This is a genomic window from Pseudomonas sp. MT92 (assembly GCF_058792515.1).
The window spans coordinates 47,745-64,523 of the sequence record NZ_JBXAFA010000003.1 but is presented as its reverse complement, the minus strand read 5'-3'; the positions used below and the strand labels follow the sequence as shown (position 1 = coordinate 64,523).

Annotated in this window: 13 protein-coding genes; 1 reads left to right on the top strand and 12 read right to left on the bottom strand. The window is 60.5% G+C overall.

Annotated features, from left to right (window positions below; genetic code table 11):
- Positions 1 to 15 precede the first annotated feature (15 nt).
- From AC1Q6D_RS06150 to tssB, 8 genes are all read right to left on the bottom strand, one after another.
- Positions 16 to 1,077 carry an OmpA family protein gene (locus AC1Q6D_RS06150; protein WP_310650595.1) on the bottom strand — a complete coding sequence of 354 codons (1,062 nt, stop codon included), beginning with the start codon at positions 1,075 to 1,077 and terminating at the stop codon, positions 16 to 18.
- A gap of 17 nt (positions 1,078 to 1,094) precedes the next feature.
- The gene (gene tssH, locus AC1Q6D_RS06145) at positions 1,095 to 3,584 is read right to left on the bottom strand and encodes a type VI secretion system ATPase TssH (RefSeq protein ID WP_103404859.1); all 2,490 of its coding nucleotides are present in this window, start codon (positions 3,582 to 3,584) and stop codon (positions 1,095 to 1,097) included.
- A 151-nt stretch (positions 3,585 to 3,735) separates the two neighbouring features.
- Positions 3,736 to 4,227, bottom strand: coding sequence for an Hcp family type VI secretion system effector (locus AC1Q6D_RS06140; protein WP_103404860.1), 492 nt, complete (start codon positions 4,225 to 4,227; stop codon positions 3,736 to 3,738).
- Positions 4,228 to 4,260: 33 nt separating this feature from the next.
- Positions 4,261 to 5,970, bottom strand: coding sequence for an OmpA family protein (locus tag AC1Q6D_RS06135; protein ID WP_103404861.1), 1,710 nt, complete (start codon positions 5,968 to 5,970; stop codon positions 4,261 to 4,263).
- Between the two features lie 10 nt (positions 5,971 to 5,980).
- Positions 5,981 to 6,670 (bottom strand): type VI secretion system protein TssL, short form, encoded by a 690-nt coding sequence (gene tssL, locus AC1Q6D_RS06130; protein ID WP_103404862.1) that lies wholly within the window; start codon positions 6,668 to 6,670, stop codon positions 5,981 to 5,983.
- Positions 6,667 to 8,022, bottom strand: a complete 1,356-nt coding sequence (tssK, locus tag AC1Q6D_RS06125; RefSeq protein WP_103404863.1) for a type VI secretion system baseplate subunit TssK — start codon at positions 8,020 to 8,022, stop codon at positions 6,667 to 6,669. The genes tssL and tssK overlap by 4 nt, the downstream gene beginning before the upstream one ends.
- 40 nt (positions 8,023 to 8,062) lie before the next feature.
- A complete protein-coding gene (gene tssC, locus AC1Q6D_RS06120) occupies positions 8,063 to 9,601 on the bottom strand; it encodes a type VI secretion system contractile sheath large subunit (RefSeq protein WP_103404864.1) in 1,539 nt (512 codons plus the stop codon).
- A gap of 34 nt (positions 9,602 to 9,635) precedes the next feature.
- Positions 9,636 to 10,139 carry a type VI secretion system contractile sheath small subunit gene (gene tssB, locus AC1Q6D_RS06115; protein WP_103404865.1) on the bottom strand — a complete coding sequence of 168 codons (504 nt, stop codon included), beginning with the start codon at positions 10,137 to 10,139 and terminating at the stop codon, positions 9,636 to 9,638.
- Positions 10,140 to 10,838: 699 nt separating this feature from the next.
- Between tssB and AC1Q6D_RS06110 the strand changes: the two genes are divergently transcribed.
- Entirely contained in the window at positions 10,839 to 12,551 is a 1,713-nt protein-coding gene (locus AC1Q6D_RS06110; RefSeq protein WP_103404866.1) for an amidase, read from the top strand.
- A gap of 104 nt (positions 12,552 to 12,655) precedes the next feature.
- Here the strand turns inward: AC1Q6D_RS06110 and AC1Q6D_RS06105 are convergent, their stop codons facing one another.
- The 4 genes from AC1Q6D_RS06105 to AC1Q6D_RS06090 all read right to left on the bottom strand — a co-directional run bounded on the left by AC1Q6D_RS06105 (position 12,656) and on the right by AC1Q6D_RS06090 (position 16,773).
- On the bottom strand, positions 12,656 to 13,558 hold the full coding sequence (locus AC1Q6D_RS06105) for a SphA family protein (protein ID WP_103404867.1): 903 nt from the start codon (positions 13,556 to 13,558) through the stop codon (positions 12,656 to 12,658).
- Positions 13,559 to 13,683: 125 nt separating this feature from the next.
- Entirely contained in the window at positions 13,684 to 14,745 is a 1,062-nt protein-coding gene (locus AC1Q6D_RS06100; RefSeq protein WP_103404868.1) for an NADH:ubiquinone reductase (Na(+)-transporting) subunit F, read from the bottom strand.
- 10 nt (positions 14,746 to 14,755) lie between these two features.
- Complete coding sequence (locus tag AC1Q6D_RS06095; RefSeq protein WP_103404869.1) at positions 14,756 to 15,115, bottom strand: phenol hydroxylase subunit P4; 360 nt, start codon at positions 15,113 to 15,115, stop codon at positions 14,756 to 14,758.
- A gap of 122 nt (positions 15,116 to 15,237) precedes the next feature.
- Positions 15,238 to 16,773 carry an aromatic/alkene/methane monooxygenase hydroxylase/oxygenase subunit alpha gene (locus AC1Q6D_RS06090; RefSeq protein WP_103404870.1) on the bottom strand — a complete coding sequence of 512 codons (1,536 nt, stop codon included), beginning with the start codon at positions 16,771 to 16,773 and terminating at the stop codon, positions 15,238 to 15,240.
- Positions 16,774 to 16,779: the final 6 nt, after the last annotated feature.

Genomic DNA, 16,779 nt, shown 5'->3' with positions numbered 1-16,779 from the left:
CAGCCATGGAGGGCGTTACGCGACCGGAGCCAACGTCGAAACCGGGCAGGCATTTGACTCGGGAACGAGGCGAATATCCACCCGACGATTCTCGATGCGCCCGGTCTCGGTGTCATTGTTCGCGACCGGCTGGTTGGCGCCAAAGCCCTGGACGGCAAAGCAGCTGGTGGGGATGTCGCCCATGCGCTGCATCCAGTCACGCACGGCGGAAGCACGGGCGTGGGACAACTGAAGGTTTCGCTCGGCGTCGCCGGAGTTATCGGTATGCGCGCTGATGACGATCAGCCAGCCTGGCCGGGCTTTGATATCGATCAAGGCGTTGATCAGCACCTTGGTCGATTCAGGCCTGAGCTCGGCACTGCCCGGACCGAACAGTAACAGGCTGTCCAGACGCACAGGCGCGGGCACCGGCTGCGCCTGCTGGAAAACGCTGGCAACGCGCTGCATGCCCTCGATGTTCTCCCCGACACCCCACCAGACCCCACCGGCCAGCATGATCGTGGCCGCCGCTGCGCACGCCCATTTGACGGTACGCGGCTTGCTTCGCTGCGTTTCAAGCGGCGTGCTCGCTGGCCAAATGATCATCGGCATCGCGAGCGGTGACGCCGGCTCCCTATGCGACAGCTGCAGCGGTTCGACCATTGTGGTGGTGTGCTGCAGACGCAGTATCAGGTTTTGCAGCTGCTGGCGCAGGACCTGTAACGGGACCAGTGGTATTTGCACCTGATCGTCCAGACGCCGTTGCAAGCGCAACAGGGCGGCATCCAATTGGGCGAGGGCCGGTACGTGCTGCACATTCAGCGCCATGCCGCGCAGTAACGGCTGCCACTGCATGAACAACCAGGCGAGGATGTCCAAACGAACGGATGACAAGGCGGGCCACAGGCTTGTCCATTGCCCGCCCAGCGCATCGATCAGCGCCACCCCCTGGGCCATGCCCTCCAGGCCACGGCGCTGGCTGCGTGCCAGGGCAAACGCGGCCGCCGTTTGCAGATCCGCGCCGTTCTGCTCGAACAATCCCTGACACCACTGTTCGACCCTGGCCCAGTCCACGTCTGGACAGGCCGGGTGACTCAACTTGGTCAGCTCCTCATTCAACGCCACAAACTCGGCGAACCCACGCGGATCACCGCCCACTCGAATAGCAGGCAGGCTGCAACCACGGCATCGCTGAGCGCGTCGTCGATCTGGCAGGACAGGCCGTAGTGACGCTGCAGGCGCTGGGCGACCCGGGCCAGTTTGAGCACAACGATGCGCTTGAGGGCGTCAGCTTGCAGCGGGCGATAGATCAGGGTTTGAAAACGGGCCAGCAAGGCAGGCTGGAAATGCTCGCGCAGGATCGGTCGCAGCCATTCGTGCAGGGCACTGTCGGCCGCTTCGGGTTGCTGCTGCAGCCCGGTTTGCAGTTCATCGCTGCCGAGGTTGGAGGTCATCAGAATGACGGTGTTGCGAAAATCGATTTCGCGCCCTTCACCATCGCGCATGAAGCCACGATCGAATACCTGATAAAACGGGTTGAGCACATCGCGATGGGCTTTCTCCACCTCATCGAGCAGCACCACGCTATAAGGTCGCTGACGCACCGCTTCAGTAAGCACGCCACCCTGGCCGTAACCGACATAGCCAGGCGGCGAACCCTTGAGTTGGCTGACGGTATGGGCTTCCTGATACTCGGACAGGTTGAGCGTGATCAGCGACTTTTCGCCACCGAACAGACAGTCCGCCAACGCCAAGGCCGTTTCGGTTTTGCCAACGCCGCTGGTGCCCACCAACAGGAACACACCCAGCGGTGCTTGCTCTTCAGTCAGACCGGTCTTGGCCGCGCGCAGGCGCTGGGCCAGCGCAGTCAGGGCATGCTCCTGGCCAATCACCCGTTCAGCCAATTGCTGTTCGAGCGCCAGCAGGCTGGCTTGTTCGTCCTTGAGCAGACTGCCGAGGGGCACACCGGTCCAGTCGGCGATCACTTCGGCCACACTGCGCGCGCAGACGTCGAGGGAAAGCAATGGCTGGTCGCTCTGGACTTCGCACAAGCGTTGTTGCAGCAGCGCGCAATTGTCCAGCCTGGGTGGTTCGGCTTGACGTTCGTCGAGCAGTTGCCGGGTCAGGTCCAGCTCAAGGCGGTATTGCCGCGCAAGTTCAATTTGCTGGCGTTCCAGTTCGGCATGTTGCGCGGCGATCGTCGCCAGACGTTCTTCAGCACGACGGCCGATGAGTTGCTGATCGGTTTGCAAGGCCTGACGCTCCATATCCAGCGCCGCTTGCCGGGCCTTGAGCCGGACCAGTGCCTGGGGCTCGCAATCGAGGCTCATGCGCACGCGTGCGCTGGCGGTGTCGAGCAGGTCGACGGCCTTGTCCGGCAATTGTCGACCGGTCAGGTAGCGTCGCGACAGGCTGACCGCGGCCTGCACCGCCGCATCCTGAATGTGCACGCCATGATGGCTGGCATAGCGCGCCTTGAGTCCTCGCAGCATGAGGCAGGCGCTGGCATCGTCCGGCTCGTCGACCTTGACCATCTGGAAGCGACGCTCCAACGCGGCATCGCGCTCAAAGTACTGCTTGTACTCGCTCCAGGTGGTCGCGGCGATGGTGCGCAACTCACCACGGGCCAGGGCCGGCTTGAGCAAATTGGCGGCGTCCGCCCCGCCCGCCTGATTGCCGGCGCCGATCAGGGTATGGGCTTCGTCAATGAACAGCAGCACCGGATCGGTGGATTGCTGCACGGCGTCGATGACATTTTTCAGACGTTGCTCGAATTCACCCTTGACCCCGGCGCCCGCTTGCAACAGGCCCAGGTCGAGGTTGCGTACGCTGACCGACTTGAGGCTGTCCGGAACATTGCCTTCAGCGATGCGCAAGGCCAGGCCTTCGACCAGCGCGGTCTTGCCCACCCCGGGTTCGCCAACCAGAATCGGGTTGTTCTTGCGCCGGCGACTGAGGATGTCGATGACCTGGCGGATTTCATCATCACGGCCGAACACGGGGTCGATCTGCCCTGCCCTCGCCTTGGCGGTCACGTCCTGGGTGAACTTATCCAGCACCGCTTGCAGGGCATCGCGGGGACCGGTGCCGGAGGCTGGAGTGGTTGAGTCAAGGGCCGCTTCTTGCTGCACCTGAGGTCGTTCTTCGGAATGTTGATCGAGCATCGCCATCAATGCCTGCAACTGGCTTTCGCCGAGGCTCAGCAGCGGCCAGGCCGCTTCGCAAGCCAGAAGGTTCGGGCTTGCCAGCAAGGCACCGAGCAGGTGCGCCGAACGCAGGTTTTCATCACCGTCCAGCGACGCACGCAGCCAGGCGTGCTCGATCAGTTTCTGCAACTTGCCGCACAACTGCGGTTTGCCTTGCACAGTGCGCGGCAGCGTGTCGAGGTGGTCGAGCAGCCCTCGCCAGAGTGCGTCCATGTCCCATTCGTAGCGGCGTGCGATGAGCGTCAGGTCGCCCTCACCCTGCTCCAGCAACTTGAGTAACCAGTGCTCGATACTGATCCGGGCATGGGCGCGGCTTTGACACAGCGACGCCGCCGCACTCAGCGCCTGGGCGCAATAAGGGTTGAGGCGACGCAGCAAACGCGTGGAATTGTGTGTCATGCGGTGACGTCCTTGAGCGGGAAGTTCAGCGGGTGGTCGGGTGGGTCATTAGAGAAGCGTGGCGATGTGCTGGGTTGAAAGTCCGCGAACAGACGCTCAACCCAGCGCACCGGAACCAGCAGGCAGAAGCCTGCCTGCTGGTTATTCAGCGTTATGCGGTCGGGCGCTTATCCCAGGAGTCGTCATGTTTGATGTTGCCGTCCACGTAGGACCAGCTGACCTTTTCGTAGCGCAACTCGATCTGCTCTAGATGGGAGTACTTCTCCTTGGACGAGTCTTTAATGTCATGCATTTTTGGCGCGACTTTCACAACCTTGACGCCCTCAAGCGTGGTGACGAAGTACACGACTTCATGACCGGACTCGTCGATGCGGTAATACTTGAACTCGGCGCTTTGGAAGGACTGACCGGTGGTCACCGCCTTGTAAAGGTACGGACTGGCGGAATCGATTTCCTTGACGAACGTAAACGGAGCGTGCACCCGCGCACCGGTCAACTTGCCGGTGTTATTGTCTGTGGGGATGTGCACGCTGTGATCCTGGGCGATCACCTCAATGCTGCCTTCACGCCCTTCCACGGTCACCGAACCCTTGATGTCCGCGCCGCCATCATCTTTCAGCCAAAGGTGAATGGGATTTGCCATTTGAATCTCCTTTTCTCAAAACACATGTGCCGCTTACGCGACAGGGGGTTGTACGTCTGCTCCGGCCAGCGGGAACGCGCACGCCCCCGCTTCCGGCACCAGACGGATATCGACGCGACGGTTGGCTTTGCGCCCCGCCTCGGTGTCATTGCTGGCGATCGGCTGGCTTTTGCCAAAGCCCTGCACCGCGAAACAGCTGTCGGGAATGTCGCCCATGCGTTGCATCCATTCGCGCACTGCCGCAGCGCGGGCACGGGACAATTGGATGTTGTGTTCGTCACTGCCAACGGCATCGGTATGCCCGGCAATCACAATCAGCCAGCCGGGCTGGGCCTTGATGCCAACAAGGGCCTCGATCAGCACTTTGGTTGACTCTGGCTTGAGCTCGGCGCTTCCGCTGCCAAACAACGACAGGCTGTCCAAGCGCACTGTCCTGGCCACCTTCGGCCCCGTCGACGGTTGGCTGTGGCCGGCGATCGTCGACAGCAACTGCGCGCGCAATACTTCGCCGCGATACAGGCCCAGGCCCAGCGCCAGGGGTTCACCCTTTCGGTAGTAGCGGTCCAGACGTTCGGCGTCCTGACGCAGCACACTCAACGCCTCTTCCCGCTCAGCGAACCGGGACTGGTCGATGCGCTTGTGAGCGGCAATGGCCGTATAACGGCGCAGGTCATCACTGACCTCGCGCAACAGCAGCCTGTTCTGCCAGGCCGAATTGCCCAGAGCGACGACGCCGGCGACCGCGAACAGCCACAGGGCGACCACGCTCGCGCGCCGCATCGGGGAGCGCTGAACCTGGATTGGCAGCAGGTGCAGCAACGGATCAGGGAATGGCAAGGGCGCATCCGCCGCTTGCTCGACTCTGTTGGCCTCCAGTAACCCGGTCTTGTCGCGCAACCATCGTTGCCAAAGGCTGGACGCGACCCCGTGAAGTTGCGGAACGAAGGTAACGGCGCAGATCACCGGCATGCCTATGGCATGACGGGTTCCACGGGCTGTGAAGTGCGGCACGATGTTTTCGGCCAGCCAGGCCGCTGCACTATTGAGTTGGACGCTGGCCTGCATCCGCCCGGCGTGCATGGCATTGTCGGTGCTCAGCCGTTGCCAATCATCGATGCTGAAGCAGGCGCCATTTTCGCGAACGTTGCAGTGGTCCTGGCCCGTTTCCCAACTGAACCAGGGACCTTCGCCCCGCGACGCCTGCTGGTAGCTCACCAGGATCAACGGCAGCGCCATGCCCCGCTTGCGAATCAACGCGATCTGATAGTCAAGGGAACGAATCTGTCCGGCGAGCACCGCGGCATCGGCATGCTCACCCGGGTTGACGACGAACATCACGCTGAGCTGGCCGCACCACTGCGGACGCAAGGACATGACGCGTTCGATCAAACCCGGCAACTGATCCACACGCGATACCCGCAGATAGCAGCCGTGGTCGGTCACCCGCAGCGCAGGCTGATCAGCAGGAATTTCACCAAACAGCCCTGCCAGGCCGTCGCCGCACACCAGTACCACCGGTTGCCGGTAGGCTACTGGAGGCCAGGCCATCTGGTCGGCCAGATTCAATTGCTCACGCTGATACGCAGCCCGGCGCGCTGTCCGGATACAGGCCACCGCGACGCCGTACGCCACGATCAACGCCATGACAGCGCGCAGCCATCCTGCCAGCGGGACAATGGCCAACAATACCAGCGCCAGAGTGGCGGCCCATAGCCAGAGGCCTTGTTTGAGATTGAGCGTCATAGGCCCCACCTCAGTCGCCTGCGGGCAACAACGTAGCGACCAGACCACCCAAGAGATGATCCAGCCCCCACCACACGCCGACCAGCAGCAAGCTGACCGCCAATAATTGGAACAACGGTGAGTGCAACCAATCGAGTCCCATCACCGCCTGACCGCCGCTGACCTGCCCGGTTAATGTGTGACGCAGTTTCAGAGGGGTGACCCGGGTATTCAGCTCAGCCAACAGCTGCAACCGCTCAGGGTCATTGGCGTTGCGATAGCGGCCCTGGAAACCCAGCATCAATACTCGCTGGAATGCGGTCAGCACCTGCAGGTCCGGCGCGGGTTCTCGTAGTACCTCACGCATGTCCTCGTACAGAAACTCACCGGCCTGGTGACGATTGAAAAACTTCGCTTGCAACGGCTCGCTGGCCCATTGGGCATGGGCACCCGCATCGTCCTTGACACAATTGAGCATGGTTTCGTCCAGCAACGCGCACTGTGCGTGACTGATGTGGTCGATGCTGCGCTGATTCAGGCCAGCCTCCTTGAGCGAGTGACTGACGTACTCGACCTGTTTCACGCAAAGCGCTTTCAGTTGCTCGCCGTTGTGCGCCGACGCCCCTTGGCGCAACTGGACCACCAGCAGGAAGCTGTCCTGCAACAGCGCGTCGATATCCACCGCCGCTGCCGTGCGTTTTTTGGAAGTATTCAGGTTCATGCGCGTAACACCGCGAATAGTTCAAGTTTGACTTCGGTCAGCGTGCTCGGAACGTAGAAAGCACAGACACCTTCGGCCAGCACGGCCTGCCCTTTGGCATCGTTGAGATCAAGGGCGAAATACTGGTTTTCCAGGCGCAGGGGAATAGCAGCCGGCACATGACTGAGCGACTGCAAAGGCACGCCGTTAAGCGCGGCATTGACCAAACGATTGACCTCATCCGGCGTACCGATCTTGCACAGGCGCGGGAACTGATCCTGCAACTGCACGGCTGGCAAACGACTGCGCACCGACAGGTAAAAATCGGCACCACCCCGCTCGCGCAGACGCGCATCGTTGAGGGTGACCTGCCAACGGTTCACACCCATTTCTTCCAGCTGCAAGGCAATGACCCGCGATGGCAGGCTGGCTTCCAGCAACGTCGAAATCAATCGTAAGAGCGGTGGGAATACGCTTTCCAGCTGTTCGTGGCTGTAAGGCGGGATCTGTTCGATATCGTGTTCGAGCGAGAACGTCAGCAGGCTGCCGGCCAGCTTTGTCAGTTCCTGATAGACCTGCTCGGGATGCCGTGCAGGCCAGGCCTTGAGGTCAGCCAGCACCGGTTGGTAGGTGTTCAAGGCATTGAGTAGCCAGAACAACGAAACGTCGGCCACGGCGAAATCGGCCATCCGCTGGTTGCTCTCACGCCGCATGCCCATCAATCGCTGGCGTTTGGCAGACAACTGGGTCAACAGATTATCCAGTTGCGTCAGCAGACCCGGATGCGCCGCGAAATGCAGCAGAGGCGGCACGTAGCTGCTATCAACGCTCCAGGCGCCCTGCCCGTCGCGCACCAGGCGCGCGATCGGGCAAGTCAGGTAATCGCCGTTCTCGTCGTGATCAAAACGCAGGCTCAGGACATGTTCCAGCACGCCGATCGATTGCACCTCATCGGCGTAGATGTCCTGGACCTGTCGCCAATCCTGGCGATAGCGGGTCGGTCGATCAGCGCTGGCTGCGTCGAACAGGCAGTTGTTACCGTTGGCCTGCTCCAGCGGCAAGGCCAGGACCAACGTTGCGACCTGAACCTCATCGGGCAGTAATCGACCCAGCTCCAGCCCGTCAGGCAACCGATCTACATGATCGGAATCGATCAGGGTGCCGTCAGGCATACGCAAACGCAGCAAGGTCACCTTGAGTTTGCCCAGGCGCAGGGCTTCCATATCAAAGCCCACGGCCTGGATGCCCCAAGGGTGCACCAGAGACAAATGAGCCAATCGCTCATTGGCCCAGGATTCCCAGCGCGCCTGCTGCTGGAACTGCTGCGGAGACAAGAGAGCCCCCGCGGCCCACAAGGGGCGGTCGATTTTCATGAGGACGTTTCCCTACGAAATGGCTTGGTTTTGAACAGACTCAGGCTTTCGCCTTGGGCATCTGCGAAACGAGCGACAAATTGACGTCCATGCCTTCCACCTGGAAATGCGGCACGGCGTACAACTTGACGCGGAAAAAGCCGGGGTTGTCCTCGATGTCCTCGACTGTCACCTTCGCCTCTCGCAGTGGATGCGAAGCCTGCAGGTCGTCCCCTGGATCGGTCATTTCGGTGACCAATCCACTGATCCACTTGTTCAGCTCCAGCTCCAGCACACGACGGTCCTTGGTCGTACCGATGTTCTCGCGCTGAATCAGCTTCAGGTAATGCGCAATGCGCGACAGCAGGAAGATATAAGGCAGGCGCGCATTGATCCGGCTGTTGGCGGTGGCGTCAGCCGTGTCATACAACGCCGGCTTCTGAGCGGAGTTGGCCGAGAAGAAGCACGCGTAGTCACGATTCTTGTAATACGAGAGCGGGATGAAGCCGAGGTTGGCGAACTCGAATTCGCGAGTCTCTGGGATCATCACTTCCGAAGGGATCTTCACCTGGTTGCCGGTGCCGAGATCGTACAGATGGATCGGCAGATCGGTGACCGCGCCACCCGACTGCGGCCCGCGAATCTGCACGCACCAGCCGTTGGCGATGAAACTCTTGACCATGTTTGCCGCGAAGGCGAACGAAGCGTTGGTCCACAGGTATTTATCGTGGTCAGTCCCTTTGACACTTTCGACGTAGTTGAAGCTGCGCACTGGAATGGTGTCCGGGCCATAAGGCAGGCGGCCGAGCACTCGCGGCATGAGCAAGCCGATGTAGCGGGCATCGTCGCTGTCGCGGAATGACTTCCACTTGATGTATTCGGCACGGTCAAAGTAGTTGCCGATATCCTTGATGGCGGCGACCTCTTCCATCGACTGCTTGCCGAAAAAGGCCGGGCCGACTGAACCAATGAATGGCATGTGCGCGGCGGCAGACACTTTGGAAATATTGCGCAGCAGGGCAATGTCCTGCGGACTGCGATCGAACTCGAAGTTGGAAATGGCCGCGGCAATCGGTTCGCCACCCGGCGTGTCGTATTCCTGGGTGTAGGTATGCACATACAGACCACTTTGAGCGATCTCAGGCGCATCTTCGAAATCCTGTACCAGGTGATCCTTGCTGATATCCAGGAGTTCGATCCGCACATTCTGGCGGAAATCGGTCTGATCGATCAGCGATTTGACGCCGCGCCAGGTTGACTCTACCCGCTGGAAATCAGGGTGATGCATGACCGCGTCGAGCTGGCGACTGATCTGCGCATCCAGCGATGCAATGTGCTCGTCCAGCAGCGTTTTATCCAGGCGTTCGACTTTCTGCGACGATTGTTTTAGCAAGTTCAGAAACACACTGACGGCGGCGGTTACCCGCTCATCGGCGGTGGCCTCCGAAAGCGCCTCGGAATTCTGGAACGCTTCAATATCCGCCAATGTTTCAACGGGGCTAAGATTTATTTTTCCAAACAGCGCGCCATACACGCCTGCATTTTCTTCGGACAACACTGTAGCGCCGCGCGATTGCACGTTAGAACTTTCTAAGGACATTGAGAAAACTTCCCTTTAGACGAACCGAATTAAATTAATTAACTTCTGCCGGAGCCAGGGCGGCCAATTCGGCTCGTAGCTCATCACTCAGCGCATCATCCTTGAGGATACGCTCCAGCTCATAACGAAAGGTGGCGTTGTCCAACAGGTTGGACTTGAGATCGCGCAAGAGGTTGCGCATCGCCAGCAAGGCACGCAGCTGTGGTATTTGCCGTGCGACTTGCTCTGGTTCGAAATCCTTCATGCTCTGGAAATTCAATTCGACCGATGTATCGGTGGCGTCATCCGCCAGAACGTTTTCCACTGCCACTTTCAACGCGGGGGAAAAATCAGCCAATACATTGTCGAAGTTGTTCTTGTTCACGCTGACTTTGGTTCGCTCCGACAAAGGGCGCTGCTCCTTGCCGTTGCTGTAGTCACCCATGACCATCAATTTGAGGGGCAATTCGACTGTTTTCTGTGCGCCGCCAGTATGCAAATCGAGTTTTATGTTGACCCGAGCCTTGGGCACTTCATTTTGAAAACTGTTTGAAGCCATAATTCCTCCAGACCTAAGTAGCAAATAGTAAAATCCGCTACAACTCATGCAAGAATGAAACTCATGACTCTAAATAGCCCGACACAATAAAGCGCCAACCATAAAGCATAAATTCCATTTAATTTCGAACAAGCGCGACGCCCTTAAAAGTCACGCCCCGTTAACATCCCGACAACATTGAACTATCCCACACCATCTTTCCACACCCCAAAGCAACGTTAGGAATTCTCCTACATCATGTACAGACGCAAGCTACAAAATGACCAAAAATCAGTACTCAACGCCCAGGAATAGGTGCAACCACCTGGCATTACCAATCGAAAAAATGAATTAAATAATCACATCCTCCCTTCACTCCCCCCTCCACCTAATGTGTTTCCCGAGGTTTCGCGATAACTTCTTGCCTGACCATTTGCAGTTTTCAGGTAGCTGCGATGTGCAAAAATGACCAGCTCCCAGGGCGATTACAAATCCTCGTTCAGCCCCCAGCCAGGGCTCAGACCCCATCACAGCGATTGCCCTCCTCCCGACTTGGTGCAAAATACTGCGCTCAGCCCTAAAAACAGCCCGCGTCGCGGAACGCCGTGCAACGAGAACCGATATGAACACCCATTTTCAGAAAAGCGATGTCGCTGTTTCCAGGACCTTGTGCGATGGCCGCCATCACCGTGTCGCCCATCAGCAAGCGGCGGTGGCGGCATGATCGAGGTCACTGAAGTTTCCATCGCCCAACTGCGCGCTGCGCTGGAGTCCGGCCAGACCACGGCGGTTGAGCTGGTCCAGGCCTATCTCGCCCGGATCGATGCGTACGACGGCACCGACACGCCCACTGCCCTCAATGCGGTCGTGGTGCGCAACCCCGAAGCACTCGCTGAAGCGCAGGCCTCCGATGCCCGTCGGGCCAAGGGCCAGACGCTGGGTCCGCTTGATGGCATCCCCTATACGGCCAAGGACAGTTACCTGGTCAAGGGACTCACGGCGGCTTCGGGCAGCCCGGCCTTCAAGGACCTGATTGCCTATCGCGACGCGTTCACCATCGAACGCCTGCGCGGTGCCGGGGCGATCTGCCTGGGCAAGACCAACATGCCTCCGATGGCCAATGGCGGCATGCAGCGGGGCGTCTATGGCCGTGCCGAGAGCCCGTACAACGCCAACTACCTCACCGCGCCGTTCGCCTCGGGTTCGTCGAACGGCGCCGGCACGGCCACCGCTGCCAGCTTCGCCGCCTTCGGCCTGGCCGAAGAAACCTGGTCGAGTGGCCGTGGCCCGGCGTCGAACAACGGTTTGTGCGCCTATACGCCTTCACGCGGGGTGATTTCGGTGCGCGGCAACTGGCCGTTGACGCCGACCATGGACGTGGTCGTGCCATTCGCGCGGACCATGGCCGACCTGCTTGAGGTCCTCGACGTGGTGGTAGCGGAAGATACCGACACTCGCGGCGATCTGTGGCGCCTGCAACCCTGGGTGCCGATTCCGAGCGTTGCCTCGGTGCGCCCGGCTTCCTATCAGGAACTTGCGGTTACGTCCGACTCACTGGCGGGCAAGCGCTTCGGCGTTCCGCGCATGTACATCAACGCCGATGCCGAAGCCGGCACCAGCGAGGCACCGGGTATCGGCGGACCGACCGGGCAACGCATCATTACCCGTGATTCGGTGATCGGGCTGTGGCAGCAAGCACGCAAGGCCCTGGAAGCCGCTGGCGCCGAAGTGCTCGAAGTCGATTTCCCGCTGGTTTCCAATTGCGAAGGTGATCGTCCCGGTGCGCCGACCGTGTTCAACCGCGGCATTGTCTCCAAAGAGTTCCTGCACCACGAATTGTGGGACCTGACGGCCTGGGCCTTCGATGATTTCCTGCAGGCCAACGGCGATCCGAAACTCAACCGTCTGGTCGACGTCGACGGGCCGCTGATTTTCCCGCACGACCCGGGCACGCTGCCTAACCGTGAGGGCGACCTGGCCGCCGGCATGGACGAATACGTGAAGATGGCAGAACGCGGCATTACGCCGTGGGACCAGATCAGCACGGTGCCTGACGGCCTGCGTGGTCTTGAACAGACCCGGCGCATCGACCTGGAAGAATGGATGGATCGCCTGGGGCTCGACGCGGTGCTGTTCCCGACCGTCGCCGACGTGGCGCCGGCCAACGCCGATGTCGACCCGCAGTCAGCGGATATCGCCTGGAGCAACGGCGTTTGGGTGGCCAACGGCAACCTCGCCATCCGCCACCTGGGCGTGCCGACGGTTACCGTCCCAATGGGTGTGATGCCCGACATCGGCATGCCCGTCGGCCTGACCTTCGCCGGTCGTGCCTATGACGATTCGGCGCTGCTGCGTTTTGCTTCGGCGTTCGAATCGACCGGGTCCAAGCGCCTGATCCCGCCGCGCACCCCGCCGCTGTCTGGCGGCCGATAAAGGGTGTGGGAGAGCTTGCTCGCGAATACAGGGTGTCAGACGACTTAAATAGCGTCTGATACACCGCTTCGCGAGCAGGCTCGCTCCTACAGGGTTGTACCCTGTCAGAACGGCACGGTCAGTTTCATCCAGTACGCGTTACCCTGCGCCCGGTTGCGCACTTCGGTTTCCTGCTCCCACTTCCCGGTGACGAACCAGCCCTCCTTGCTGGTGTATTTGATCGACGGCCCGATGGCCAGCGCCCGGCCCTTGTTGTCTTCGATCGTCTCGCCGTTCTGGCGGTCATCGGTGGTCTGTCGGTAGTAGTAGCCACCCACGCCCAGCACCCAACCATTACCCAGCCCCCAGCCGACGGCATAGTCGACGTGAAACTCCTGCCCCGATCGGTAGTCGGTGGCCGGGTTCTCGCGGTTGAAGTCGTACATCACCTTGGCATCGAGGTTGAGCCCGTTCGGGTCGACGTAGGACAGGGCGTAGACCGGCTCGATCACCCAGTAGTTACGCCCGATGTTGGCCAGGTCGCCTTTGTCATAACGACCGGTGGGGGCGATCATGTCCAGGGCGAGGATGCTGTGGAATTTCTCGCTGTGGTGAAAGCCCAGTGCCGGTCCGAAGATCACATCCCCAAGACCCTGTTTGCTTTGCGACTGACCGTTGAGATCGACCTTGAGGTCCACCAGCGGGACGATCGCGTGCAGCGCCACGCTGGCGCCAAACAGGGTGTAATCGCTGACCCAGATCAGCCGTGGGGTGATGGCGTTGGCGCGCACGCGAAAATCCACCGGGAGTTTCTTGCCGTCGTTGCCGCGCAGGTTGTCGGCTTCATAGTGATTGACGAACAGTTGCCCGTAGAAGCCCGGTGGGGGCATCGCCCCGGACATGTAGTTTTCCGCGCCCAAGGGGTAAGACGTTCCTCCGCCTTCGGTGGCGTGCACCGGGACAGCGAGCGCCGCGCTGACGCTGGCCAGGGTGGAGATCAAGAGCAGCTTGTTTGTTCTGCGAGTCATTCGTTTCAACCTTTATTGTTGTTATCGGTCAGGCACGCCCTGCCCGCTCGCGGGGTGTCGAGAAGGCAGGTTCCATTACTGGTTGGAGCGAGCAGGCTCGCTCCCACAGTGGGTCAAGGGCTGTGTCAGATGCGTTTGAACAAAGCCGAACGCTGGGTTTGCTCACTGCCGTCGGCGGCGCTGTAGAAGCGCTCCATGAATATGTCGCGCTCGAACAACCGCCCCTGCATCAGGCAGGTAATGGCCGAATCGATCATCACCGGCGGCCCGCACAGGTAAGCCTTGCGGTTGTTGAAGCGACCGTCGAAATGCTGCTTCGCGGCGTCATGCACGTAGCCCTTGAACCCCGTCCAGTCGGAATCCTCGACCGCCTGACTGAGCGCCGGCACATAGGTGAAGTTGGCGTGCTCCCGGGCCAGCGCCTCGAACAGTTCGCGGTTGTAGAGTTCGGCACGGTTGCGCGCGCCCTGAAACAGCACGATCTGGCGGCTGTCGCCGGCTTCCAGCAGGTCGAGAATCATCGACTGCGGGCTCGATAAACCGGAGCCGCCGGCGATGAAGATCAGGTCGCCACTTTGCGAGGTGCGCACAAAAAACTGGCCGTACGGCCCGGACAGATCCACCGTATCGCCGACCTTCAAGTCGTCGTGAATCTTGCCCGTGGCCAGGCCGCCGTCGACCCGCCGTATATGGAGTTCAACTTCATCGGCACGGCTCGGTGGATTGGCCAGGGAAAAAGCCCGCGTGCCTTCGATGCCGGGCAATTGCAGGTTGATGTACTGCCCCGCCTGAAAGGCCATGGGCCGGTCAAGCTTGAGGTGCACGCCCTTGATGGTCGGTGACAGGTCCACCAGCGCACTGACCACCGCGCGGTAGTCCTCGACCGGATGCCCGAGGAAATCCGGGTCGGCATCGATGTCGGCCTCGATCACCATGTCGCTCTGCGGAATGGCACAGCACGCCAACACCTTGCCCTCATCGCGCTCCATGTCCATCAGCGCGAAAGACGAGGCTGCGCCGAGGTCCGCTTCGCCTTCGAGCACCTGGACCTTGCAGGTGGCGCAGGTGCCATGACCGCAGGCAAACGGCAGCCAGACGCCCTGGCGCAGGGCGGCCTGCAGGATGGTCTGGCCCTCTTCCACTTCGATCTGCTCACCCGTGGGTTCGATGGTTACTTGATAGCTCATCGCTATGTCCTCAGTTGAAGCTGCCGGCAAGGCCGTTCAAGCCAGGGGTGTCGAGGTGCAGCAGGCTCTTGTGATCGATGCCGTTGGCGATCAGGCTCGCCCCAAGGTCAGGGGTGAACGGCTGATCGTTGAGGCGCCACAGGGCCTGGGCGAAATCGACCCGAGGCGCATCCGGGTGCCGGGCAATCGAAGGCTTGACCACCTGCTCGATGAAATCGCTGAACGGCATCGCCGGGGGCAACGGAAAGGTAAACGGGGCGCAGAACATCAGGTGTCGTTCCCAGCACAGGTACACCAGCTGCAGGCCATGGAAATTTTCCTGGCGGTCCAGGGGTTGGGCGTCGTAGGCGCCGATGGCAGTCACAGGCATGATCGTTTTCCTTCTTATTGTCAGTTATCTGTAGGAGCCGGCTTGCCGGCGAAGCGATCTGACGGCCACCGATACAGGTGGATGTTCAACCGCCATCGCGAGCAGGCTCGCTCCCACAAGGGTTAGGGTTTCGAGGTGGCCGGCGCGCTGTTGCGATCGTTCGGGTGCCAGTCCTGCCAGCGCCGATGCTCGGTGGAGCCCAGGTATTCGAAGTTGTCCTGGCCGGGATTGATGTTGTAGTAATCGCGCACCACCGACTCGACGTCCGCACCACCGCAGTTGCCCTGCAGAATCTGATGCACCGGCAACCAGGCCTGGATGTACTTGGTCGGCTCGTATTCGAAGATGTCGCAGCAACCCTGGGAGCAGAAGTGATAGCGCTCGCCCTCGTGCTCGGCGCTGCGATGGCTGAGGGTGGTCTGGTCATCCGGCTCGCCGAACGACAGCGGGATCTGGCAGATCTGGCAGAGCATCGGCAAGGTCGGGTTGTAGAAGCGCTCGCCCTTTTCCTGCAATGCGCGCCAGTGTTCGAAACGTGGGCGGTAGATCTTGTCGAAGGTGTCCGGGTACTTTTCCGAGAGCCAGTCCAGTTCCTCGTCGGTGGGCATCCAGGTGTGGAAGTTGGTCGCCTGGCTGTACTGATAGAAGATCGACCAGGCCTGATGGCTGACGTGATCCTTGGCGATGTTGGCTTCTTCGACGTGCTTGGGTGGACGGATGCCATAGCGCTCCAGGTCCTTGAACAATGCACCGCCGGCCTCTTCGAAATACACGCCCCAGGCTTCGGACCAGGACATGACTTTGTTCGGCAGCATGTAGTCCATCATCATCCCCACCAGTGTCAGCAGGCGGTAGCCGCGCCAGAACCACTTGTCGATCCAGCGCTGGATGATCGGCACGTTGTCTTCGTGTTGCTCGAGCAGGAACTTGATCACCTCAAGACCGAGGGTCATGTGCCGCGCCTCGTCGGACTGCGCGGAGAAGCCGAAGGTCACCGTGGCCATGTCGCCATTGAACGCCGCGCCTGACATGAACGGCACGAACAGCAGGTTGGTCAGCACGTACTCGAACGAAAACGAAATCGCCGTCAGGAACTCGAACGGACCGGCCGTGCGCGCATCTTCGAAGAACGACTTGGGCACCGAGAGGAACCACACGCGGTCGTGCATGTGAGCGAAGTCATGCAGGCCGTTGAAGTGCTTGTTGTAGTGGCTCATGGCGTGGATCTGCGTCTGCACGTGGCGCAGTTCGTCGATGGCCTGCATCTGGCAGGCGATCCGTGCACCGGCACCGCTGAACTGCCGGCCGACCCGGGCGAAACCTTGATAGGCCTGGTATTCCAGCGGCGTGACACCGGACAGGAACAGCTTCAGCGCGTTGACGTAACGGGCGTCCGACAGCGTGGTATGGCCGTTGTTTTGCGAGAAGGCGTCGAAGATCGCGTAGAGTTTTTTCTCTTTCTCGGCCTGGTACTTCCAGTAGGTGTCCATGGTCAGGCGGAACGGGTCTTCCCACTTGTCCCAGTCGGTGATCTTGATCCCTTCGAAACGCTCATGGGGGTAGATGTCCTCGTGGGTCTGGTAGCTCGGCTCCCAGTCCAGGTCACGGGTCATGCAGCGGTATTTTTCTTTGGCATTAAGGCGTTTTTTCACGGCCATGATGGC